Origin of the sequence: Ancylobacter sp. WKF20, from assembly GCF_029760895.1 — a bacterium.
Classification (GTDB): Bacteria; Pseudomonadota; Alphaproteobacteria; order Rhizobiales; family Xanthobacteraceae; genus Ancylobacter.
The window spans coordinates 4,386,589-4,409,392 of sequence record NZ_CP121679.1 but is presented as its reverse complement, the minus strand read 5'-3'; the positions used below and the strand labels follow the sequence as shown (position 1 = coordinate 4,409,392).

Below are 22,804 nucleotides of genomic sequence, written 5' to 3'. Positions count from 1 at the left end.
GATGCAGTGGCCCCTGAGCTATCACGAGAAGAAGCGGCTGGTGCAGCTTGGCATCGTGCTCACGCTGGCGGCATGGATCACCGCGGACGCGCTGTCCGGCGGCGCCGCGCATTGGCATCGGGTGTGGATGCGCCTGCCGCTGCTGCTCACCGGCTCCGGCGATGGCTGGCCGCTGACCGGCGGCTTCGTGCTGAACATCTTCCTCGGCCTGGGATCGATGGCCCTGGCGGCGGTGCTGGGCACTCTGCTCGCCTTCGGCATGATGGCGAAGAGCCGGCTGGTGCGCCTGCCCTGCTTCTTCATCATGAACTTCCTGCGCAATTCGCCCTGGATCGTGCTGCTCTTCGCGATGCTCTACATCATCCCGTTCAATGTGCGCCTGTTCGGGGTGAGCATCGCCGTGCCGGCCTTCGCGAAAGCGCTGATCGGCCTTGCTTTGCCGACGGGGGCGAACTTCGCGGAGATCATTCGCGGCGCGGTGCAGTCGATCCATTCCGGGCAATGGGAGGCCGCGCGCGCACTCGGCTACATGCCCATGGCCATCTATGGCCGCATCATCCTGCCGCAGGCCTTGCGGCGGATGATCCCTGGCTGGATGAACCTCTATGCACTTCTGATGATTGCCACGTCACTGGCGACGGTGACGGGCATTCAGGACGTCGTCACGACGCTGAATACGCTGCTCTCGATGGAGAACGAGCGGGTCATCGTCTATTTCTACATCACCACCCTGTTCCTGTTCTTCGCCTATTGCTACCCGATCGCGCTGCTGGCGCGCCGGATGGAACAGTCGGTCAAGGGAGATGCCCTATGAACCGCGCCGATGCGCTGATCGAACTCGATAGCGTCACCAAGAGCTTCGGCTCCTTTCAGGTGCTCAAGGGCATCTCGCTGAGCGTGAAGGATGGCGAGGCGGTGTGCATCATCGGCCCGTCGGGGTCGGGCAAGTCGACCATCCTGCGCTGCATCAACGGCCTGATCCCCATCGACGCCGGCAGCATCCGCGTCGGCACGCATGAAGTTCACAAGCTGCGCACCGAGAAACAGATGCGCCCGCTGCGCCATCAGGTGTCGATGGTGTTCCAGCAGTATAATCTGTTTCCTCACCGCACCGCGCTGCAGAACATCATGATGGCGCCGGTCCAGGTGCTCGGCCACGACCCTCGCGAGGTCGAGGCGCGCGCCCATCGCCTCCTCGCCAAGGTGCGCCTGTCCAACAAGGCGGATGCCTATCCCGGCCAGCTTTCCGGCGGGCAGCAGCAGCGCGTCGCCATCGCCCGCGCGCTCGCCATGGAGCCGCAGGTGATCCTGTTCGATGAGGTGACGGCGGCCCTTGATCCGGAAACGGTCAAGGAAGTGCTCACCGCCATTCGCGAGCTGGTCGACGAGGGGCTGACCTGCATCCTCGTCACCCACGAGATGAAATTCGCCCGCGAAGTGGCGGATCGTGTCTGCTTCACCGACCATGGCCGCATCGTCGAGAGCGGCCCGCCGGCGCAGATATTCGACGCGCCGCAGGACGCGCGCACCCGCGAATTCCTCGGACAGGTGCTCTGAGAGACGCACCGAAAGGCTGGCCCCGGATGCAGGGCGCCGGCGAGCTTTTCCCCGCATTCAGGGCGCCCATCGCCGCCATCGGGGCGGCGGCACGGCCGGTTGAGCCGCGGGCGCCCCTTCAAGCAGAGGCAGTGCCATGTCGGCAGCAGACATCTTCGCGGAAGGCTTCAAGGCCGAGCCCTATTGGTGGGAAGCCGCCGCGCCGGAGACCGATCTCGACCCGCTTCCTACCCGCGCCGATGCGGTCGTTATCGGCTCGGGCTATGCCGGGCTGAACGCCGCGACCGAACTCGCCCGCGCCGGGCTCGACGTGGTCGTCATCGATGGCGGCCGCCTCGGTGAAGGCGGCTCCACCCGCTCCGGCGGCATGGTGTCGAGCGGTCAGAAACTGGTGGTCGGCGGCGCCATCAAGGGCATAGATCCCGAACTGTTCGACCGCATGATCGGCGACAGCATCTCGTCCTTCGACTATCTCCAGACCCTGATTCAGGGGGAAGGGCTCGATGCCGACCTCGCCATTACCGGCCGCTTCTTCGGCGCCCATGCCCGCTCGCTGGTCGAGCCGACCTGGCGGAACGGACGGATTCTCGCCGAGAAGACCGGCGTGAACGTCCATTTCTACGACCGCGGCACGCAGCGTCAGGTGATCGGCTCCGATTACTACTATGGCGGCATGGTCGTCGACGAGTATGGCGGGCTGCACCCGGGCAAGTACCATCGCGCGCTGCGAGAAAGGGCACGCAAGGCCGGCGTCAAGCTGCGCTCGCATGCCAAGGCAGGACCGGTGCGCGATGCCGCCGACGGGATGAAGCTCGTGCCGACCGAACGCGGCGACATCCTCGCCCGGCATGTCGTCAGCGCGACCAATGGCTATACCCGCAAGGACGGCCACCCCGAGCTCGCCCGGCGCGTCGTACCGGTGAAGAGCTATCAGATCGCCACCGAGCCCCTGCCCCCTGATCTCATCGAGACCCTGATCCCGAAGGCGCGGATGATCTCCGACACCCGGCGCGATGTGATCTACAGCCGCCCCTCGCCCGATGGCAGCCGCATCCTGTTCGGCTCGCGCCCCGGTTTCTTCGAGCGCGACGACCGTGAGGCGGCGCCGGCGATCTATGAGCGGATGACCGAGATCTGGCCTGAACTGAAAGCCTACAAGATCACCCATGCCTGGAGCGGCTTTGTCGGCATGACCGCAGACAAGGTCGCCCATATGGGTAAGCGCGATAACTCCGACTTCGCCGCCGGCTGCAATGGCAACGGCGTCGCGCTGATGTCCTATCTTGGCTACCAGACCGCCCAGAAGATACTCGGGCGGCAGAACCAACCGACCGCCTTTGATCGTGACCAGTTCACCGCGGTGCCGCTTTATTCCGGCAATCCCTGGTTCGTGCCCATCGTGGCGGCCTGGTATCGCCTGCGGGACTGGTCCGAGCGGCGCTGAGGTGGAGAAGGCCGGGCGTTTTACATCCCGGCCAGGATCCGCCGCGCGACGGCCTCGCGGTGACGAGGCCGGACAGACCTTCCTTGGGATGTGACGGCCGGAGTTGTAACCGTCTCGGTTGCGCATGCGCGGGCAGACGGGAACACGATCATGGATCGTGCCGCGATCATCTCCCTCAGCTGTGCGGCAGCACCAGATTGTCCGCCCATTGTGGCCGTTTCTCCGCCGACGCGCTCGCCGCCATCACCGGCGCCGAGCTGCCGCCCCGCCTCAATGGCATCGAGCAGCCGCTCTGGACTGCTTTTGCGGTGAAGGCCGGACAGCTTCTCTCCTTCGCCCTGCTGAAAGCCGGCGCGCGCACCTATATCGCCATACAGGGCGGCATAGACGCGCGGCGGCGGGGGCGTGTTGCTCCACCACCGTCTCCGGCAGTTTGCCCGGCGCGATGTCCGCTGCGAGTGGGACCGTAGGAAGCCGCCGCGCTCTATGGAAAAATCGACTTGCTGACCTTTGCGTGGACGCCCCAGTTGCCATCAGCCACTTGGGTGACGCCGAAGTCCACCGCGACCGACATCAGCGAGATCGCCTCATCTTCGTCGAGCCCATAGCGTTCCATCAGGAATTTGCGGGTGGCGCGGAAAGCGCTGCGCAGCGCACGGCTGAGCGATGAGCGCTTGAAAACCTCGGACTGAGCGTTGCGACCGAGTTCGCGCAGGTAGTTCGTGTAGCTGAAACCATGCAGCAGCCAGGCGTCGGGCGTCTCGATCAGCGGCGCGCCAAGACCGTTGAGGAAGGATTTCTGGGTCTCCCCGCGCTTATGCAGCACGAGGCGGACTTCGCCTGTCAGCGAGCATTCCAGCGCTGTCCCGCTGATCTCGCCGTCGCCCTGCGCCAGATGCGGATCTCCGATGGAGAGCAACGCGCCGGGCACGGCCACCGGCAGGTAGACGGAGGAGCCTTTGCCGGCGCGCCAATTGTCGATATTGCCGCCGAAATAGCCGGGTGGCACCGAATCCACCATGTCGCTCTCGCGGGGGGCCACCGCGATGAAACCGAAATGCGGGCGGACGGGAATTCGCACGCCCGTCAGCACCTTCTCGCGCTTCTCGATTCGGCTCTGATCGACGGGGACGCCGGGGTAGTCGATGGTTTCGTGCACGACGCCGAACGGGTCGGTCTGCGGTGCCCAGCGGAAGGAGTAGACCGCCTCCGCGAACCCGCTCTCTCCGTCGGCATCGGTGCGGTAGATGGTGATGACCTCGCGCTTGCGCGGCTCATCGAGAACATCGTCATGGTGAAAGCCCCACGCCGCCGCGGCGTTGGAGCCAAAGGCATAGCCGGCATAGGCGGGGTTGGCGCTGGGGCGCGGCTTCAGGTCGAGAATCTCCACTTCCAGCACGTCGCCCGGTTCGGCGCCGTGGACGAAGATGGGGCCCGTGCAGATATGCACGCCGAAGCCCTCTCCGGCGCCACGTCCGAAGATGGACGCGTTCACCGGCCCGGCGCCGCGACGGTCGACAGCCTTGTAGTCGGCGGTCCAGCGAAACACGCTCTCCGCGCCGGGATCGCCGGCGATCATCCGCTCATGATCGTCATAGGCGTGCTGAGTCAGGGTCTCGATGGTTACCTGCGCGCCCGAGCGCACGCGCAGGGCGGGGGGGATGGTGCGCGAGAGATAGCCCCAATGCACCGTATCGCGCGACACAGGCAGATGATGATGACCGGGTTCGACGAGCTCGCGCGGGCGCACCGGTGCCGGAAGGTCCGGCACATCGGCGCCGACGGCCGCCGCTGGAGCGGGACGGACGGGGCGTGAGCCGGAATGCATGGGGCGCCCCCGGGTCCACCGGGTTTCCACCGTCGCGCCGGAAGACTTGCGGTAGTCGCGGGGTGAGATGCCATAGGCGGCGCTGAACACACGGCTGAAATGCGCCTGATCCGCGAAGCCCCAACGGAAGCCGATCTCGGCGATGGAGCGGTCCGCATGCTGGGGGTTCACCAGATCGAGCCGGCACTGCTCCAGCCGACGGTGACGCACATGATCGGAGAAGGAGCGGTCCTGTCCCTCGAATAGCCGCTGAATATAGCGGGCGGAAAGGCCTTCCGCGCTGGCGATATCGTTCACCGACAGCTCCGGTTCGCGCAGGCGCGCCTCGATCTGGGCGCAGATGCGGGCGAAATGCGCCGCCTGCACCTGGGTCGCGTTATCCTCCTCTGGCCGCGCCTCCGCCAGCAGCGCGGAAAGGACGAGTTCGGTGATCGCCGGCTCGGCGGCCATCACGTCGCCATCCTCCATCACCGCGAAATGCGCGGCCAGTGCCCGCATCAGCGGCCGGGCGACGGCCGCCGAAACGGTCTCCCCGAGCACCAGCGTCGGCACGGTCGCGGCGCGGCCGAACCGGCCGACCAGCCGCTCCCGCGGCAGACACAGCAGCAGCAGCTCGAAATCATTGCGGAACTGGACTGAAAAGGGCATGGCCAGGTCGCACACCCAGAGGTCGCCATCGGCGAATTCGGCGGCGCGCCGGCCGGAATCGGTGAGGTGACCGCGCCCATAGGTCACGAAGCCGATGAGAATCGCCGCCTCGCTCCCCTGCGGCTCCCGTGACTTCAGCGCCCCCTTGGCCAAGGCCGCCAGATTCTGCGCACTGGAGCGCAGCAGGGCAAAGGTCGCCTGCGTGGGCGAACGCTTGATCGAAATCTCGCCGAAATGGAAGGCGTCGGCATGGGTACGTTGCGCGACGAGCCCCAGCGAGGCCAGCGTTTCCCGCCATGCCGCCTCCTGCTTGGAGGCGGGAAAGGCGTTGATCGAGATGGGAACGGCTCGGTTCATGGAAGCGAAACTCATGGGCGAGAAATGGCGCAGGCGGCGCCCGATCTCCAGTGAAGCACTTTGACGAATGGCGCACAAAAACTTGTCGCAACGCGAGTGCTCCGCGATGCACAATTCCTCGTCATCCTGATTTAAAATATTGAATTATATGAGTTTTTCATACTTACAAAGTAACACCCCCATCACGCCAACGGCGCATTTGCCTTTTTAGGGGCATTGCCGATGCTGCGCCGCACCGGCTTAGTGGCGCCCGATCACGGCGCCGCATGTGGCGCCATCCGGACAAGGGGAACAACAATGGATCGTCGTGGATTCCTGGGCGCCGGTCTCGCCGGTACGGCCGCCGTCGCCACCATTGCCGCGCCGCATGTCGCGCGCGCCCAGCAGAGCTTCAGCTGGAAGATGACCAACGCCTATGGTCCGGGGGCGCCCTTCTATGTCACCGGGCCCGGCAGCCCGACCTATTTCTGCGACCTCGTCGGCAAGATGTCCGGCGGACGGCTGACCATCCAGCATTTCGCCGCGGGTGAACTGATCCCGGCGCTGGAAGGCTTCGACGCGGTGTCCTCCGGCACGGTCGAGATGAACGCCGCCAACTCCTATTTCTGGGCCGGCAAGGTGCCGGCGGCGCAGTTCTTCACCTGCGTGCCCTTCGGCCTGAACTTCCAGGGCCAGAACGCCTGGATCTATCACGGCGGCGGCCTCAAGCTGTGGGAGGAGCTTTACGAGCCCTTCAACCTGGTGCCGATGCCGCTCGGCAATACCGGCGTGCAGATGTCCGGCTGGTTCCGCAAGCCGATCGAGAAGGTCGAGGACTTCAAGGGCCTGAAGATGCGAATTCCCGGCCTTGCCGGGAAGGTCTATGCGCAGCTCGGCGTCGATGTGAAGCTGCTGCCCGGCGGCGAGATCTTCCCGGCGCTGGAGCGCGGCGTGATCGACGCGGCCGAATTCGTCGGCCCCTATCAGGACCGGCGCCTCGGCCTGCAGAAGGCGGCCAAGTACTACTACACCACCGGCTGGCACGAGCCGAGCAACGTCACCGAGCTCGTCATCAACAAGGCCGCGTGGGAAAGCCTGCCGGATGATCTCAAGGAGATCGTCCGCGCCGCCGCCATGGCCTGCAATGTGCTCAGCCACACCTGGTGCGAGGCGACCAATGGCGAGGCGATGACCGATCTCGTGAAGAACCAGGGCGTGATCGCCGCGCCCTACCCCGCCGCGGTGGTCGACAAGCTGCGCGAGGTCACCAAGACCACGCTCGACGGCATGGCCGCTGCCGATCCGAAGGTGAAGAAGGTCTACGACTCCTTCAGCAAGTTCGCCGCCGAGCACAGCCAGTGGGCCGGGCTCTCGGAAGCCGTCTATCAGACGCAGATCCGCAAGGGCTCATGAGTTCAATCTCCGTGAACGCCATGCTTGAAAAATTCGCCCGTGGCCTCGACGTGATCGTCGAGGCCTGTGGCTGGCTCGCGGCGTGGACGGGCTTCGCGCTCGTCCTCGTCATGGCCGGCAATGTGCTGATGCGCTACGCCTTCAACACCGGCTCGGTGGCCATGCAGGAGCTGGAGTGGCACCTGATGTCGCCGCTTACCCTGCTGTGCATCGCCTACACCATCAAACATGAAGGCCATGTGCGGGTGGACATCCTGTTCGCACGGTTGCCGCCGCGCGTGCAGCAGGGGATCGACCTGTTCTCGGCCCTCGCGGTCGTGGCTCTCTCGGTCATCATCATCCTCCTGTCCTGGCGCTATGTGGCCCAGTCCTACCGGATCAGCGAGGGCTCGCCCGACCCCGGCGGTCTGCCCTACCGCTTCATCCTCAAGGCGATGATTCCCGCGGGTTTCGCGCTGCTGCTGCTGCAGAGTCTCGCCGCGACGGCCCGCGCGCTCGCCGCCCTTCTTTCCCCGGTCAGCACTCCACCGGCGCAGCCGCCGGAGCAGGTTTCCGCCAATGCCCTATAATGAAATTTTGGCGATCGCCTGCATCGCGTCTTTCTTCGTCATGCTGTTCGTGGGCGTGCCGGTGGCGCTCACCCTGGCGATCAGTGGCTTCTTTTTCGGCTGGCTCGGCTTCGGCACGACGCTGTTCAGCCTGCTGCCGGCGCGCATCTACGGCGTCACGGCCAATTACACGCTCATCGCCATCCCGCTTTTCGTCTTCATGGGCGTGATGCTGGAGAAGTCGCGCCTCGCCGACGAGCTGATGGAGGTGATCGGCCATCTCTCCGGCGGCTTGCGCGGCGGCATGGGGCTCGGCATCATTCTGGTCGGGATGATGATGGGCGCGACCACCGGCATTGTCGGCGCCACCATCGTCACGCTCGGCCTGCTCACCCTGCCGACGCTGCTGCGGCGCGGCTATGACAAGAGTCTGTCCTGCGGGGCCATCTGCGCCTCCGGCACGCTCGGCCAACTGATCCCGCCCTCGACCATCCTCATCCTGCTGGCGGACATTCTCGGCGAGTCGGTCGGCACGCTGTTCGCGGCCGCGCTGATGCCGGGCCTGCTTCTGACCGGCATCTTCTGTGTCTACATGCTCGCCGTCGGCATCATCTGGCCGGACAAGGTGCCCGCCATTCCGCTCGAGGAGCGGCGGGCCATGCCGCGCAAGGAGCTGTGGCTGAAGGCGCTGAAGGTGGGCCTGCCGCCGATCGGCCTGGTGCTGGCGGTGCTCGGCTCGATCATTGGCGGCATCGCCGCGCCGACGGAAGCCGCCAGCATGGGCGCGCTCGGCTCCATCCTGGTCGCCGCGGTCGCCGGCCGGTTCACGCTGAAGACGCTGGTGGACACGGTGCAATCCACCGCCCGCATCACCGCCATGATGTTCTTCGTGCTGATCTGCTCGCAGGTCTTCGCGCTGTCCTTCCGTGGCCTCGGCGGCGAGCGGCTGGTGCATGATGCCTTCGCGCTGGTTCCCGGCGGGACGGACGGCATCCTGATCTTCATGCTGCTGATTATCTTCGTGCTCGGTTTCTTCATCGAGTGGATCGAGATCAGCTACATCGTGGTGCCGATGTTCCTGCCGCTGATGCAGAACGCCGGCGTGGATCTCGTTTGGGCGGCGGCGCTAATCGCCACCGTGCTTCAGACGTCGTTCCTCACGCCTCCCTTCGGCTGGGCGCTGTTCTACCTGCGGGGCGTCGCCCCGCCCGAGGTGCGCACCGCCGACATCTATCGCGGCGTGGTGCCCTTCATCGCGCTGCAGCTGATCGCGGTCGCTCTCGTCTTCACCTTCCCCACGGTGGCCACCTGGCTGCCCACGGCGATCGGCTGGTAGAGAGCGCGTGACATGCTGAACACGGTGCGTGCCCGCCGGGGCATGGTGACCTCGCCGCATCATCTGGCGAGCGAGGCGGGGCTGCGCGTGCTGCGCGAGGGCGGCAATGCGGTCGAGGCCACGGTGGCCATGGCCGCCGCCCTGGCGGTTGTCTACCCGCACATGACGGCGATTGGCGGCGATGGCTTCTGGCTGATCGGCGCGCCGGGCGAAACCCCGGTCGGCATTGATGCCTGCAGCCGCGCCGCCACGGCCGCGACACCCGAGCTCTACGCGAAAGCGGGCCTGACGGCGATCCCGCAGCGTGGACCTCTGGCCGCCAACACGACGGCTGGCACCGTTGCCGGTTGGGGCGAGGCGCTGCGGGTGAGCGTTGAACGCGGCGGCCGCCTGCCGCTCGCCCGCCTTCTGGAGGATGCGGTCTGGCACGCCCGCAACGGCTTCGCCGTAACGGCCAGCCAGAGCCAGCTCACCGCCGACAAGCTGCCGGAACTCGCTGATATATCGGGCTTTACCGATGTCTTTCTCGCGGACGGCGCCGCACCGGCCACCGGCGCGACGATGAGGCTGCCCGCGCTGGGCGAGACGCTGGAGCGGCTCGGCCGCGAGGGCACGGAGAGCTTCTACCGTGGCCCGCTCGCCCGCGACATCGCCCATGATCTGGCTGCCGCCGGCGCACCGGTGACGCTCGATGATCTCTCCGCCTGCCATGCCACGCGCGTCACCCCGCTGCATGTCGACCTGCCCGGCATCCGGCTATTCAACTTCCCGCCGCCGACACAGGGGCTGGCCTCGCTGATGATCCTCGGGATTTTCAGCCGGCTCGGCGTGCGGGAGGCAGAAGGCTTCGCCCATCTGCATGGGCTCATCGAGGCGACCAAGCAGGCGTTCCTCGTGCGCGACCGCGTGGTCGGCGACCCCGATGCGATGAGCGAAGACCCGCGCGCTTTCCTAACCGACGGCGTGCTCGATAGCCTGGCGGAGCGCATCGACCCAGCGCGGGCGCTGTCCTGGCCGGCGCCGCCTTCCGCCGGCGATACAGTCTGGCTCGGCGCCATCGACGGCACCGGCCTCGCGGCCAGCTTCATCCAGAGCATCTATTTCGAGTTCGGCTCCGGCGTCGTGCTGCCGCAGACCGGCATCGTCTGGCAAAATCGCGGCTCAAGTTTTGCGCTGACAGGAAACGGGCCGCGCGTTCTTGCGCCCGGCCGCAAGCCCTTCCATACGCTGAACCCCGCCATGGCGAGCTTCGCGGATGGCCGGCACATGGTCTATGGCACGATGGGCGGCGAGGGACAGCCGCAAACCCAGGCGGCGCTGTTCTCGCGCTACGGCCTGTTCGGGCAGGAGCTTCAGGCGGCGATCACCGCCCCGCGCTGGCTGCTCGGCCGGACCTGGGGGGCGGAGACCGTGACGCTCAAGCTCGAGGATCGCTTCCCGCCGGACCTCATCGCCGCCCTGCGCCACGCTGGGCACGATGTGGAGACGGTACCCGCCTTCGACGCGATGATGGGCCATGCCGGCGCCATCGTCCGCCGCCCCGACGCCACGCTCGAAGGCGCGGGAGACCCCCGCAGTGATGGGGCCGCGATGGGATTTTGACCGGTCTGAAGCTCATCAAACGAGTGTCGAGTGCTTCAGGGGATCGTTCGCGTCAAGCAGGCGGTGGCGTTTGCTGTCACGTGCGCCAACGCGATCATGACAGCGCCATGTCGCCGGTAGCCAGCGAATTCCGGCAGTGCTGCATCTACAGTGACGACGAATATCTACCGCAGTTGCATTCTGCAACGACATCGGACCGGAGATGTACAATCCGAGATGCTGGCGCGCCCACGGGGAATCGAACCCCGGTTTTCGCCGTGAGAGGGCGACGTCCTGACCGCTAGACGATGGGCGCATCTAGGCAGGGCGGTCTATTAGAGCCATTCGGCCGCTGGATCAAGGCGCCTCGTGCCCGGCTGGCGCATTTTGTCGGCGGGCTGGGGATAACAGGCCCGGCATCACGGCTCGCTGGCAAAGCCGATGGCGCCGCGCGGGGCGCGGGTGGCGAGGTCGAAGAAGCGGGTCTCTACCCGGCCTTCGCGGGTCAGGGTCACCGCGATCAGATCGCCGGAAATCACAGCGGACCGCACCTCGGCGCCCTTCGGCAACTGGATCATGCCGGTGAATTCGGACGGCGTGCTTTTCCAACCGACCACGACCCTGTATCCGATAGCCCCGAAGAGGGCGAGAAAGCCGAAGCCCATGAGCAGGCCGGAAACGGCCGCGAAGCCGCGCAGCTTGCGCAGCACGCGCTCCTGCGCCGGATCGAGCTTGTCGTCGTCTGAAACAGGAGAAGTCATTGGCACCGGACGAGTTGTTGGACGAGGGGGACGAGGTCGCCGCCGAGGTGGCGATGCGCGTCGATATCACCGCCGGGCCCGAGGATGAAGGCCTGCGGCTCGATCGCGTGCTCGCCCGGCATCTTCCCGACCTCAGCCGCACGCGGCTCCAGGCCCTCATCGCCGACGGCCGGGTGAGCCGCGACGGCCGCCCGCTCAGTGGCGGTTCGGCCAAGGTGAGCACCGGCGCCCGCTTCACCGTCGAGGTGCCGCCGGCCGAGCCGGCGGAACCGGTGGCGCAGGATATTCCCCTCGTCATCGTCCATGAGGACGAGGACCTCATCGTCATCGACAAGCCGGCGGGGATGGTTGTCCACCCGGCACCGGGCAACCCGGACAGCACGCTGGTCAACGCCCTGCTGCATCATTGCGGCGCCAGCCTTTCCGGCATTGGCGGGGTGCGCCGGCCGGGGATCGTCCACCGGCTCGACAAGGACACGTCGGGCCTTCTCGTGGTCGCCAAGAACGACCGGGCGCATCAGGCACTTGCCGCGCAATTCGCCGACCATGGGCGCACCGGCCCGCTGGAGCGGGCCTATCTCGCCTTCGTCTGGGGCACGCCGGAACTGCCGAGCGGCACGGTCGATGCGCCGCTCGGCCGTCATCCGGTGGCGCGCGAGCGCATCGCCGTGCGGGCCAGCGGGCGTTTTGCCATCACCCATTGGACGCGGCTCGAGAGCTTCGATGACCGCGAGGGCCGCCCGCTCGCCGCGCTGGTGGAGTGCCGATTGGAAACCGGGCGCACCCATCAGATCCGCGTGCACATGGCCCATATCGGCCATGCGCTGCTGGGCGACGCGGTTTATGGCGGGGGCCAGCGCACCAAGGCCAACCGGCTCGGCCTAGTGGCGCGGGAACAGCTGGAAAGCCTTGGGCGTCAAGCGCTTCATGCCGCCCGCCTCGGCTTCGAGCACCCGCGCACGGGCGCCTTTCTCAGCTTCGAGAGCCCGCTTCCGGCGGAACTCGCGGCCCTCCACGCGGCGTTGATCTCCGAGGGCTGATGGCCCGTACAAGCAGTGACGCCCACTCAACGCTTCGTGACCGGTCGTCGCGTTGCGCTTTCGCAAAACCGCTCCGGTCCTGCTATGATAGCGTTGCGGTTGGCGTCAGCGGCCGCAGGCGGTCGCCCAATGACGGGGACCGAGAAGAAGGAGGGTGCATTATGGCCCGTTCCACGATGAGCCTGCCGTCGACCGAGGGCGGCCTGTCGCATTATCTCGCGGAGATCCGGCGTTTTCCGATGCTGGAGCCGCAGGAGGAGTACATGCTCGCCAAGCGTTGGCGCGAGCATGAGGACCCCGATGCCGCGCACAAGCTGGTCACCAGCCATCTGCGTCTCGTGGCGAAGATCGCCATGGGCTATCGCGGCTACGGCCTGCCGATTTCCGAAGTCATCTCCGAAGGCAATGTCGGCCTCATGCAGGCGGTGAAGCGGTTCGAGCCCGAGAAGGGCTTCCGCCTCGCGACCTACGCCATGTGGTGGATCAAGGCCTCGATCCAGGAGTACATACTGCGGTCGTGGAGCCTCGTGAAGATGGGCACGACGGCGGCGCAGAAGAAGCTTTTCTTCAATCTTCGCAAGGCGAAGAGCCAGATTTCCGCTCTGGAGGAAGGCGACCTGCGCCCCGACCAGGTGCAGCAGATCGCCACCAAGCTCGGCGTCACCGAGCAGGACGTGATCGACATGAACCGCCGCCTGTCCGGCGACGCGTCGCTGAATGCGCCGTTGCGGGGCGATCTGGACGGTGGGGGTGAATGGCAGGACTGGCTGCAGGATGATCGCGAGGATCAGGAGACTTCGCTGGTCGAGCATGAGGAGATGGACAACCGGCGCAGCGCGCTGTCGGGCGCCCTCTCGGTGCTCAATGACCGCGAGCGCCGCATCTTCGAGGCCCGGCGCCTGTCGGACGATCCGATGACGCTGGAAGACCTCGCCGCCGAGTTCGGCGTGTCGCGCGAGCGCGTGCGGCAGATCGAGGTGCGGGCCTTCGAGAAGGTGCAGAAGGCGGTGATCGACCGCGTGCACCAGATGGAAGCCGCGCCGATGCGGCAGGACCATTCGCCCGCTTTCTGAGCCGGGGCCTCACCAAAACGACCAACCGCCCGGTACAAGCCGGGCGGTTTTTTTATTGCGCGATGAGTGACTTACGCCGGCAGCGCGTCGCCCGCCGCGAGCGGCGCAAGATGCGCGGCGGACGCATCGGCCAGCACCGCGGCGCGGCGGACGTCGTGGGAGAGGATGTCGCGGATGCTGAGCACGCCGACCAGCTGGTGCTCCTGCAGCACCGGCAGATGGCGGACATGATGGGTGTCCATCAGCGCGCGGACATGGTCGACGCTGTCCTCCATGGTGCAGGAGATCATGTTGCGCGACATGAGGTCGGCGACCGGGGTCTTCAGCGCCGCCAGGCCCTTCTCGGCGACGGCGCGGACCACGTCGCGCTCGGAGAAGATTCCGACGACGGTGACACCCTCCGAGCCGCAGGCGTCCTTCACCACGACCGCGCCGATGCGCTCGCGGTTGAGCAAAGTCGCTGCCATTTCAATGGTTTCCGTCATGCGGATGGTCGGCACGCGGGCGCTTTTCAGCTTCATCAGATCGGCGACGAGCATGGCGTTTCCTCAAGGGTTCGGGATCACGGCGGCTGGTCACGTCCTAGTCTTAAGTCGAAGTCTGGTATGCATTACACCTTTGCGTCAATCAAAAGAGTCGCGGCAGCGCAGCACGGAGTGCCGCTGCGTCAGGGAGGCGGCGCCGCGCAGCAAAAAGGCCGGGCGGGGGCCCGGCCTTTTCGGTGTTTTCAGCGTGGCGTGTCAGTGCAGTCAGGTGGACGATCAGGCCAGTGTGTGTCGCCACTGGCCGATGCGTCCAGCCTTGCTCAATGGCCGAGGTTCTTGACGATATCCTCGACCATCTTCTTGGCGTCGGCGAAGAGCATCATGGTGTTGTCGCGGAAGAACAGCTCGTTCTCCACGCCCGCATAGCCGGCCGCCATGCCGCGCTTGATGAACAGCACGGTCTTGGCCTTTTCCACGTCCAGGATCGGCATGCCGTAGATCGCCGAGGTCGGGTCGGTCTTCGCCGCCGGGTTGGTCACGTCATTGGCGCCGATGACGAAGGCGACGTCGGCTTGAGCGAACTCCGAGTTGATGTCCTCGAGCTCGAACACCTCGTCATAGGGCACGTTGGCCTCGGCCAGCAGCACGTTCATGTGCCCGGGCATGCGGCCCGCCACCGGGTGGATGGCGTACTTCACCTCGACGCCCTCGTCCTTCAGCCGGTCCGCCATCTCGCGCAGCGCGTGCTGCGCCTGCGCGACCGCCATGCCGTAGCCGGGCACGATGATGACCTTGGCCGCGTTCTTCATGATGAAGGCCGCGTCCTCCGCCGAGCCCTGCTTGACCGGCCGCGTCTCGACCGCGCCCGCCGGGCCTGCCGCGGCGTCGCCGCCGAAGCCGCCGAGGATCACCGAGACGAAGCTGCGGTTCATGCCCTTGCACATGATGTAGGACAGGATCGCGCCGGAGGAGCCGACCAGCGCGCCGGTGATGATCAGCGCCGTGTTGCCAAGCGTGAAGCCGATGCCCGCCGCCGCCCAGCCGGAGTAGGAGTTCAGCATCGAGACGACGACCGGCATGTCCGCCCCGCCGATCGGGATGATCAGGAGGCCGCCGAAGATCAGGCTGGCGATGACGATCAGCCAGAACACGGTGTGGCTCTCGGTCACGGTGAGCACGCCGATCAGCACCACGATCAGCGCGGCCAGCGCGATGTTGATGAAGTGGCGGGCCGGCAGCAGGATCGGCTTGCCGCTCATATTGCCGTTGAGCTTGGCGAAGGCGATCACCGAACCGGTAAAGGTGATGGCGCCGATGGCGACACCGAGGCTCATCTCGATCAGCGCCTGGGCGTGGATCTCGCCGGGCAGGCCGATGTTGAAGGCTTCCGGCGCGTAGAGCGCGGCCGCCGCCACCATCACCGCGGCCAGACCCACCAGCGAGTGGAAGGCCGCGACCAGCTGCGGCATCTGCGTCATGGCGATGTTCTTGGCGATATAGGCGCCGGCGCCGCCGCCAATGGCGAGGCCGCCGATCACCAGCGCCCAGCCGCCCAGACCCGCCGGCGGCGAGGCCGCGAGCGTCGTCAGGATGGCGATGGTCATGCCGACCATGCCGAACAGGTTGCCCTGGCGCGAGGTGGCCGGGCTGGAGAGCCCGCGCAGCGCCATGATGAACAGGACGCCCGAGACGAGGTAGAGCAGCGCGACGATATTGGCGTTCATCGGGGCGCCCTCACTTCTTCTTCGAGTACATGGCGAGCATGCGGCTGGTCACCAGGAACCCGCCGAAGATGTTCACCGCCGCCAGAATGAGGCCGAGGAAGCCGAAGCCCCGCGCCCAGCCCGTGCCTTCCGCCACCGTGTCGACGCCGACCGCCAGGAGCGCGCCGACCACGATCACCGAGGAGATGGCGTTGGTCACGCTCATCAGCGGCGTGTGCAGCGCGGGCGTCACCGACCACACCACGTAATAGCCGACGAACACCGCCAGCACGAAGATGGCGAGGCGGAACACGAAGGGGTCGATCGCCCCGCCCGACAAGGCGTGCGCCGCGTTCCCCGCGATCTCCGCATAATGCTGGGCCGCCGCGTCCGCATAGGCCTGCGCCGCCTCCGCCGCCTGCCGCGCCACTTCCGCGGCGGTGCGCGCGCCCTCCACCGCGTTCTGGGCGATCGGATCGCCCGCTACCGGATTGGCCATGTCCTAATCCCCTGAAGCCTCGACGCCGGGTCGCGGTGTCTGCCGCGCCGCGACCGGCCTGTCCCCTGAAGGTGCCGGGCGCAACCGCCCGGATGTTGGTCGTATGGGCGCAACCGCCCGGATGTCGTGTCGCTCGGCGGTCCTGCGCCCCTCCCGGCCGTCATCCCCGCCCTCTCGCCGTCATCCCCGGGCTTGACCCGGGGATCCACGACCGGGCGCACCGTCCTGCGGCGTCGCCCCGTCGGGCCGGCTGGATCCCCGGGTCAAGCCCGGGGATGACAAAGGCTGGTTGGGAGAGGCCGGCGCGGTCAGGCCGCGCTCGCGGCCGCCTCGGCCGGCTTGAAGTTCGGGTGCACGATGGCCCCGTCCTTGGTCAGCAGCGTCGCCTTCACCAGCTCGTCGTCCCACTTCACGGCAAGGGCCTTCGACCCCTTGTCGATCAGCGTCTCGACGAAGGCGTAGAGGTTCTTGGCGTAGAGCTGCGAGGCGGTCGCCGCGAGGCGCCCGGGCACGTTGAGATGGCCGACGATCTTGACGCCATTGTCGGTCGTCACGACTTCGCCCGGCACCGCGCCGACCACATTGCCGCCGCGCTCCACCGCGAGGTCGACGATCACCGAGCCCGCCTTCATCGCCGCGACCATCTCGGCCGACACCAGCTTGGGGGCCGGACGGCCGGGGATCAGCGCCGTGGTGATGACGATGTCCTGCTTGGCGATGTGGCTCGCCGTCAGCGCCGCTTGCTTCGCCTGATACTCCGCCGACATCTGCTTGGCGTAGCCGCCCGCCGTCTCGGCCTGCTTGAACTCCTCGTCCTCGACCGCGATGAACTTCGCCCCGAGAGACTCGACCTGTTCCTTCGCCGCCGGGCGCACATCGGTCGCCGACACCACCGCGCCGAGGCGCCGGGCGGTGGCGATCGCCTGAAGGCCCGCGACCCCCGCGCCCATGACGAAGACGCGCGCCGCCGGCACCGTGCCGGCCGCCGTCATCATCATCGGGAAGGCCCGGCCGAACTCGGCGGAGGCGTCGATCACCGCGCGGTAGCCGGCAAGGTTCGCCTGCGAGGACAGCACGTCCATCACCTGCGCGCGGGTAATGCGCGGCATCAGCTCCATGGCGAACAGGCTGGCGCCCGTCGCCGCGATCTCGGCAAGAGCCGCCTCGTTGCCATAGGGGTCGGCGATGGCGATCACCAGCGCGCCGGGCTTCACGCCCTTGAGCGCCGCCGCCTCCGGCCGGCGCACCGCCAGCACGACATCCGCGCCGGCCACCGCCGCCGCATTATCCGCCGCAATGCTCGCCCCGGCGCCGGAAAACTCCGCATCGCTCACGCCCGAAGCGAGCCCCGCCCCCGACGCAACCACAACCTCCGCACCCAGACCAACAAAACGCTTCACCGTCTCCAAAGACGCCGAAACCCGTGGCTCCCCAGCAGAGCTCTCTTTGACAATCGTGATACGCATGTTTCAGCTCAGGAGGTGATGATCAGCGTCAGGAGCAGCAGGCCGAGCAGGCCGAACAGCAGCTTGGGCTGGCCGTTCTCCGAGGCGAGGCCGATGGCGGCGACGGCGCAGGACGCCAGCGTGCCGAGGGTGAACAGACCCCAATGGCCGTTCACGCCGCCAATCGCGAAGGCGATCATGAAGCAGCACAGGGCGACGGTGCTCACCAGCGTGAACTTCACGAAGAAGTGGTAGGTGCCCTTATGCGCGCCATAGTCGTTGCCCGTGGCGGTGGCGTATTCGGGCGCTCCGTGATCGGCCATGTCGACCCCCTCCCAAAGAATGATGTGGTCCTCCGCTTTAGCGGAAGACGGGGGCAGCGGCAACGGCACCTGCCGTCGCGGCTCCGGCAAAAACCGCGCAGGTGAGGCGAGACGGAGGGGGTGGGACAGAGGGCCTCAGGCGAGGCCGGCGCGGCCGAGCGCGGCGGCCTGACGCGCGGCGACCTCCTCCACATCGAAGCCGGCAATGGCTTCCTCGAACAGCGCGTGGAAGTTCATCTCGGCCTTCAGATGCAGGAACACCCCGCCAAGGCCGATGGCGGCGCGGTCCATGAAGACGAATTCGCGGGGCACCTTGACCGGGCCCTTTTCCTTCAGCGCCTGATGCACGCGGAAGGCCTCGCGCCGGCCATATTCGCCGGGCGAGACGCCATCGGCGATGGTGCGCACGCGGTCATCGAGCAGCGGGCCATAGATGAAGCGGGCCCAGATGTTGAGCACCTCGATCAGATCGCGCTTGAGGCCGCGGAAGCCCCAAGTCTCATAGGCATGGACGATGCGGGCTTCGTCGCCCTCTTGCAGACCGCGATAGAGATCGACCACCGCGCCGACGAAACTGGGTGGGAAGACGCGGATGCAGCCATAATCCAAGAGGTTGATGCCGGCGGGCGCCCCCTCCTCCTCGAACACGGTGTAATTGCCCAGATGCGGGTCGCCATGGATGACGCCGAAGCGGGCGAAGGGCAGCCACCAGGCGGTGAACATGGCGCGCGCCAGGCGGTTGCGCTCCTCCAGCCCGTGATCGACGAAATCGAGCATGCGCCGGCCGTCCAGCCAGTCCATCGTCAGCAGGCGGCCGGTGGAGAGCGACGGGTGGACGCGCGGCACGCGCACCGTGGGATGCCCCTTGAGGATCTCGGCATAGAGGCCGGCATGGGCGGCCTCGCGCTTGTAGTCCAGCTCCTCGCGCACGCGGGCGCCGATTTCCTGCGCGATCTCGCTGGTGTCGATGGCCGGGTCCATGCGGCGATGAATGGCGAGGACGACGCCGAGCTGGCGCAGATCGGCCTCCACGGCGGACTGCATGTCCGGGTATTGCAGCTTGCAGGCGAGCGCGGCGCCCTCGAGGCTCACCGCGCGGTGCACCTGGCCGAGCGAGGCGGCGGCGGCGGGCTCCTTGCCGAACTCACGGAAGCGGGACATCCAGTCCGGCCCGAGCTCGGCCATCATGCGGCGCTTGACGAAGGCCCAGCCCATGGGCGGCGCCTGGCTCTGCAGCGTGGCGAGCTCGGCGGCATATTCCGGCGGCAGCGCGTCGGGGATGGTCGCCATGAGCTGGGCGACCTTCATGATCGGCCCTTTGAGCCCGCCCAGCGCGGCGGCGAGCGCGGCGGCGTTGCCGGTCTTGTCGTCGAGGCCGAACAGGCGGGTGCCGGCGATGCGCGCGGCGACCCCGCCGACGCGGGTGCCGACGCGGGCGTAACGGGCGGCGCGGGCGGCGAGGCGGTTGCCTTCGCGGTCGTGGGGCGTGTCAGGATGATCGGACAAGAGGGCCTCGCTGGGTGCCCAGCAGATAGGGCGTGCCCGGCCGGACGCAAGCAGAGATCACGTCCCGCGGATCACGCCTTCGGTACGCGCACCAAGAGGCGCTGGATCAGCAAGAGGCCGAGCACCGCCAGCGGCGTGGCGAAATCGGTGTAGAGGATCGGCCCGGCATTGCCGGCGGCCATGTTGCCGGTGTCGCTGATCTGGATGAGATGGCCGACACCCGCCCCACCGAGGAAGCCGAGCATCATCACCCCCACCGCCGCGCGGAAGCCCGGCGAGCCGAGGAAGGCGCCGATCAGCGCGGCAAGACCGATGCCGAGATTGGCCATGCCGACCTCGAACTGGAACGGGCTCGGCGCCCAGCCAATGGAGGCGGCGACCTGATCGGGCACGAAGACATGGCCGGAGAACGCCCATAGCCCCATGAGGCCGGCGGGGAAGACGAGGATCCAGCGCAGCAGCTGCTCGAGGATGCGGGCGAGGGTGATGGGACGCGGGCCGCGCCCGATCATCACCCCGGCGACCAGAAGGGCGGCGGCCCAGAACAGCAGCGGAAACCAGAAGACCATGCGCCCCTCCCTTAACGGAAGGGTGAGCTTAGCCGGCTGTAGCGATCATCTCCAGTGCCCGCGCCACCGCATCGCGATGCTCGGTCAGCGCCTTGTAGGCGAGCTGGTCCGGGTCGAGCGCCAGGATCTGCTCGCGCAGCGAGGCGGCGAGCGCGCGGCCTTCCGGGTGGCGGCGGAAGGCGTCGAACGGGTCGACATGGATGCGGATGGTGAAGAGCAGCGCCCCGGTCTGCGGCAGGCGGCGCAGCGTCTGGCGCTCGACGCGCACAAAGGCTTCGGGCGCGAGATTGGCGGGGTCGTCGAACCAGGCGCGCGGGCGCTCCTTCGATTCAGGGTGGTGCAGCGCCGCGTCCGGGTAGATCGACCAGTTCACCCGCCACACCGGCTGGTCGACCTTCAGATTCTCGAAGATGCGGTTCATCACGCGGGCGAGCTTGGTCGGATAGCCCGGCACCTTCTCATGCACCCCGTCCATGGTGAGGCCGAACTTCTCCGCCAGCGACCAGGCCGAGGGGAAGCACAACGCCGCCGCCACCAGCCGGTAGCCGCCCTCGCTCGGCATGAGCAGAACGAGATCGTCGGAGACGATGTGGCTGGCGGTGTCGAGCGGGAGCCGCGCGGGGTCGTCGAGATCAAAGCGCGCCCCCGTCGCCAGCACGTCGAGCCGGCGGCCCTCCAGCCGGTACTGGTCGGGGAAGCGCTGGGTGAGGTGCTCCACCAAGAGCTCCAGCACCTCGCGCTGCGCGTCTTCCGTCCCCGCCTCCGCGCGGAACACCACATCGCGCTTGTCACGCATCAGCGCGGCGCGCTCGGTCAGCGTCGCGGCGAGCTTCGCGTCGGGCTCGATCCACTCGGCGAGGTCGAGCGGGGCGAGCGCGATGGAGAAGGGCTTGCGCGTGCCGTCGAAGGGCGTGTGCGGGAAGGGCTCGTGCAGATAAGGCGCGGTTTCCGGCACGAGATCGGCGGTGGGGCTGGCGAGGGTCATCGGGCACAGGTCTCAAAGGGGGCGGGCCGGCACGCGGTCCCGATCCCCCTCAGATTAGAAGCTGTGCAGCCGCGATGACAGCCCATTTTGGCGCCAACGCGCTGACGCTGTCGGACGCGATGAGGCTTCGCGCGCGGCGCGCCGGTACGCTTTGCGCGCGGCGCGCGTCACTGCGTTTTGCGCGCGAGCAAATCGCGGATTTCGGTCAGCAGGATCTCTTCCTTGCTCGGCGGGGCCGGCGGCGGCGGCTCGTGCTGGGCGTCACGGCGCAGCCGGTTGATGCCCTTCACCACCAGGAACAGGATCCACGCGATGATGAGGAAATTGATGCAGACCGTGAGGAAGTGGCCATAGGCGAACACCGCGCCCTGCTCGCGCGCGGCGGCGAGCGAAGTAGCGGTAACGTTCGACGACAGGCCGATGAAGTGGTTGGAGAAGTCGAGCCCGCCCGACACCGCGCCGACGAGCGGCATGAACAGATCCGAGACGATGGACGACACGATCTGCCCGAAGGCCGCGCCGATGATCACGCCGATGGCGAGATCGACCACATTGCCCTTCACCGCGAATTGGCGGAATTCGTTCAACACCTTGCTCATGCGCACCCCTGCGTCGCGACAGTCCCCGGTGGATTGTGGGGCGGTACGCGGGCGGCGGCAAGGGTCGGGGAGCGAGCCTCGCCCTCACTAAGCACGTCCCTTTCCAGGGGACATGATGCCCGCAGCGTACAAAAGCGCTCCATCCGCCGAGACCCGCATGAGGCTATCCCTGAACCTAGACCTCGCATTAGTGCAGGAAGGGAATACTCTACACCAATGGGTCGCGAAGAGACGCAAAAGGTTCAAGATAAGCAAAAGCAACCCAAATCCGCCATTGCTGTTTATAAAATCCCACGATCGACACCTTGGCTATCGTCGCCCGGCGCGCCAAAGCGTCGAAGCATCAAGGCATGGTATGAGAATTGTGGTCTCCTAAAAGTTCTACTCGAATTCAACTCTATCAAGCCCCGAGGTAGTGATGAGCCCGGTATCAGCGACAAGCTACCTCTGCGCCAGCTTTGCCATTGCGACAGCAAGGCAGGCCGAGGCGCACCGGCGCTGGATCAAGGCCAGTGGGCATAGCTCTGGGAACTTGCTTCCCCTAATTCCAGCTATTCAGCAACTCGGAAAGCTCGACATGCTTCTGCGGCAAGTTGAGGACGAACGCTTTTTGGGTATTGAAGGCGAAGAACCGTTCAATGCAGCCGACATTCAGGCAAAATTTTCGAACCTTTGGGTCCTCAACGCCTATGAAGTATTTCGGGTTCTGGTTGACCGACGCATTGGCGACAACATCGAATCGCGAGTGCGCTTACGCGACGACCTTTCCGTTGTTCGCGTCCCCTTGGCAAAATTTGAGGTCGAGCGACACATCAAGGTGGAAGGCTTTGGGAAGAAAGATCGTATCCCGCTGCATCCCAAGGGAGCCCTTCCTGATCAGGAGCAGTGGTTTGATCCACAGGATCCTGATCGGTGGGCCATGGCGGGATTTCTAATCTCCCGCCGAGGCTCCATCGCTTGGGAGGTATTCGATCGCCGGAACGCGGGGTACACCGTTTTCGAGAGGCGAGAGTTGGCGGATAGGGCGCTCGATCTACTCATCCGTTCTGCTCCGCCCTCGCAGCCTCACGATGAAACGAGGGCAGAATGAGAGGCCGATTCGAGTGCTGAGAGCGTCTTTCTCAG

The 22,804-nt window shown here is 66.7% G+C and carries 22 protein-coding genes and 1 tRNA gene; 11 read left to right on the top strand and 12 right to left on the bottom strand.

Going from position 1 to position 22,804, the window contains the following annotated elements:
• The first annotated feature begins 1 nt into the window (after nucleotide 1).
• From AncyloWKF20_RS20330 to AncyloWKF20_RS20315, 4 genes are all read left to right on the top strand, one after another.
• Entirely contained in the window at nucleotides 2-814 is an 813-nt protein-coding gene (locus AncyloWKF20_RS20330; protein WP_279315751.1) for an ABC transporter permease subunit, read from the top strand.
• The gene (locus tag AncyloWKF20_RS20325) at nucleotides 811-1,557 is read left to right on the top strand and encodes an amino acid ABC transporter ATP-binding protein (protein WP_279315750.1); all 747 of its coding nucleotides are present in this window, start codon (nucleotides 811-813) and stop codon (nucleotides 1,555-1,557) included. The genes AncyloWKF20_RS20330 and AncyloWKF20_RS20325 overlap by 4 nt, the downstream gene beginning before the upstream one ends.
• A 136-nt stretch (nucleotides 1,558-1,693) precedes the next feature.
• On the top strand, nucleotides 1,694-3,001 hold the full coding sequence (locus tag AncyloWKF20_RS20320) for an FAD-dependent oxidoreductase (RefSeq protein WP_279315749.1): 1,308 nt from the start codon (nucleotides 1,694-1,696) through the stop codon (nucleotides 2,999-3,001).
• 59 nt (nucleotides 3,002-3,060) lie between these two features.
• A complete protein-coding gene (locus tag AncyloWKF20_RS20315; RefSeq protein WP_279315748.1) occupies nucleotides 3,061-3,471 on the top strand; it encodes a hypothetical protein in 411 nt (136 codons plus the stop codon).
• A gap of 14 nt (nucleotides 3,472-3,485) precedes the next feature.
• On the opposite strand, the gene AncyloWKF20_RS20310 is transcribed toward AncyloWKF20_RS20315, so the two are convergent.
• Nucleotides 3,486-5,834: an acetamidase/formamidase family protein gene (locus AncyloWKF20_RS20310; protein ID WP_279315747.1), complete on the bottom strand. Its 2,349-nt coding sequence runs from the start codon at nucleotides 5,832-5,834 to the stop codon at nucleotides 3,486-3,488.
• 297 nt (nucleotides 5,835-6,131) lie between these two features.
• Between AncyloWKF20_RS20310 and dctP the strand changes: the two genes are divergently transcribed.
• From dctP to AncyloWKF20_RS20290, 4 genes are read left to right on the top strand one after another with little or no spacing between them, the layout of a single operon-like run.
• Nucleotides 6,132-7,226 (top strand): TRAP transporter substrate-binding protein DctP, encoded by a 1,095-nt coding sequence (gene dctP / locus AncyloWKF20_RS20305; RefSeq protein WP_279315746.1) that lies wholly within the window; start codon nucleotides 6,132-6,134, stop codon nucleotides 7,224-7,226.
• Nucleotides 7,223-7,795, top strand: coding sequence for a TRAP transporter small permease subunit (locus AncyloWKF20_RS20300; protein ID WP_279315745.1), 573 nt, complete (start codon nucleotides 7,223-7,225; stop codon nucleotides 7,793-7,795). The genes dctP and AncyloWKF20_RS20300 overlap by 4 nt, the downstream gene beginning before the upstream one ends.
• Complete coding sequence (locus AncyloWKF20_RS20295; RefSeq protein ID WP_279315744.1) at nucleotides 7,785-9,110, top strand: TRAP transporter large permease subunit; 1,326 nt, start codon at nucleotides 7,785-7,787, stop codon at nucleotides 9,108-9,110. Before AncyloWKF20_RS20300 ends, AncyloWKF20_RS20295 begins: the two co-directional genes overlap by 11 nt.
• Nucleotides 9,111-9,122: 12 nt before the next feature.
• A complete protein-coding gene (locus AncyloWKF20_RS20290; RefSeq protein ID WP_279315743.1) occupies nucleotides 9,123-10,712 on the top strand; it encodes a gamma-glutamyltransferase family protein in 1,590 nt (529 codons plus the stop codon).
• A 220-nt stretch (nucleotides 10,713-10,932) separates the two neighbouring features.
• Here the strand turns inward: AncyloWKF20_RS20290 and AncyloWKF20_RS20285 are convergent.
• Together AncyloWKF20_RS20285 and AncyloWKF20_RS20280 are read right to left on the bottom strand one after the other, a co-directional pair.
• Nucleotides 10,933-11,007: transfer RNA gene (locus AncyloWKF20_RS20285), tRNA-Glu, on the bottom strand.
• A 103-nt stretch (nucleotides 11,008-11,110) separates the two neighbouring features.
• A complete protein-coding gene (locus AncyloWKF20_RS20280) occupies nucleotides 11,111-11,401 on the bottom strand; it encodes a hypothetical protein (RefSeq protein WP_267583754.1) in 291 nt (96 codons plus the stop codon).
• Between the two features lie 104 nt (nucleotides 11,402-11,505).
• On the opposite strand from AncyloWKF20_RS20280, the gene AncyloWKF20_RS20275 reads away from it, so the two are divergent.
• Nucleotides 11,506-12,492, top strand: a complete 987-nt coding sequence (locus AncyloWKF20_RS20275) for an RluA family pseudouridine synthase (protein WP_279318043.1) — start codon at nucleotides 11,506-11,508, stop codon at nucleotides 12,490-12,492.
• 161 nt (nucleotides 12,493-12,653) lie between these two features.
• Nucleotides 12,654-13,565: an RNA polymerase sigma factor RpoH gene (rpoH, locus tag AncyloWKF20_RS20270; protein WP_267583756.1), complete on the top strand. Its 912-nt coding sequence runs from the start codon at nucleotides 12,654-12,656 to the stop codon at nucleotides 13,563-13,565.
• 71 nt (nucleotides 13,566-13,636) lie between these two features.
• Here the strand turns inward: rpoH and AncyloWKF20_RS20265 are convergent, their stop codons facing one another.
• From AncyloWKF20_RS20265 to mscL, 9 genes are all read right to left on the bottom strand, one after another.
• Complete coding sequence (locus tag AncyloWKF20_RS20265) at nucleotides 13,637-14,104, bottom strand: CBS domain-containing protein (RefSeq protein WP_279315742.1); 468 nt, start codon at nucleotides 14,102-14,104, stop codon at nucleotides 13,637-13,639.
• A gap of 266 nt (nucleotides 14,105-14,370) precedes the next feature.
• Nucleotides 14,371-15,774 (bottom strand): NAD(P)(+) transhydrogenase (Re/Si-specific) subunit beta, encoded by a 1,404-nt coding sequence (locus AncyloWKF20_RS20260; protein WP_279314528.1) that lies wholly within the window; start codon nucleotides 15,772-15,774, stop codon nucleotides 14,371-14,373.
• 10 nt (nucleotides 15,775-15,784) lie between these two features.
• Nucleotides 15,785-16,252: a proton-translocating transhydrogenase family protein gene (locus AncyloWKF20_RS20255; protein ID WP_279314529.1), complete on the bottom strand. Its 468-nt coding sequence runs from the start codon at nucleotides 16,250-16,252 to the stop codon at nucleotides 15,785-15,787.
• Nucleotides 16,253-16,560: 308 nt separating this feature from the next.
• A complete protein-coding gene (locus AncyloWKF20_RS20250) occupies nucleotides 16,561-17,718 on the bottom strand; it encodes a Re/Si-specific NAD(P)(+) transhydrogenase subunit alpha (RefSeq protein WP_279315741.1) in 1,158 nt (385 codons plus the stop codon).
• Between the two features lie 8 nt (nucleotides 17,719-17,726).
• Nucleotides 17,727-18,020 (bottom strand): aa3-type cytochrome c oxidase subunit IV, encoded by a 294-nt coding sequence (locus tag AncyloWKF20_RS20245; RefSeq protein WP_267583761.1) that lies wholly within the window; start codon nucleotides 18,018-18,020, stop codon nucleotides 17,727-17,729.
• Between the two features lie 135 nt (nucleotides 18,021-18,155).
• On the bottom strand, nucleotides 18,156-19,526 hold the full coding sequence (locus tag AncyloWKF20_RS20240; protein WP_279315740.1) for an AarF/ABC1/UbiB kinase family protein: 1,371 nt from the start codon (nucleotides 19,524-19,526) through the stop codon (nucleotides 18,156-18,158).
• A 71-nt stretch (nucleotides 19,527-19,597) separates the two neighbouring features.
• Entirely contained in the window at nucleotides 19,598-20,095 is a 498-nt protein-coding gene (locus AncyloWKF20_RS20235; protein WP_279315739.1) for a DUF6790 family protein, read from the bottom strand.
• Between the two features lie 28 nt (nucleotides 20,096-20,123).
• Complete coding sequence (locus AncyloWKF20_RS20230; protein ID WP_279315738.1) at nucleotides 20,124-21,080, bottom strand: DUF3445 domain-containing protein; 957 nt, start codon at nucleotides 21,078-21,080, stop codon at nucleotides 20,124-20,126.
• 167 nt (nucleotides 21,081-21,247) lie between these two features.
• Nucleotides 21,248-21,670, bottom strand: coding sequence for a large conductance mechanosensitive channel protein MscL (gene mscL, locus AncyloWKF20_RS20225; RefSeq protein ID WP_279318042.1), 423 nt, complete (start codon nucleotides 21,668-21,670; stop codon nucleotides 21,248-21,250).
• Between the two features lie 427 nt (nucleotides 21,671-22,097).
• Here mscL and AncyloWKF20_RS20220 point away from each other — a divergent pair, with 427 nt between their 5' ends.
• Nucleotides 22,098-22,769, top strand: a complete 672-nt coding sequence (locus AncyloWKF20_RS20220) for a hypothetical protein (protein WP_279315737.1) — start codon at nucleotides 22,098-22,100, stop codon at nucleotides 22,767-22,769.
• The last annotated feature ends 35 nt before the right edge of the window (nucleotides 22,770-22,804 follow it).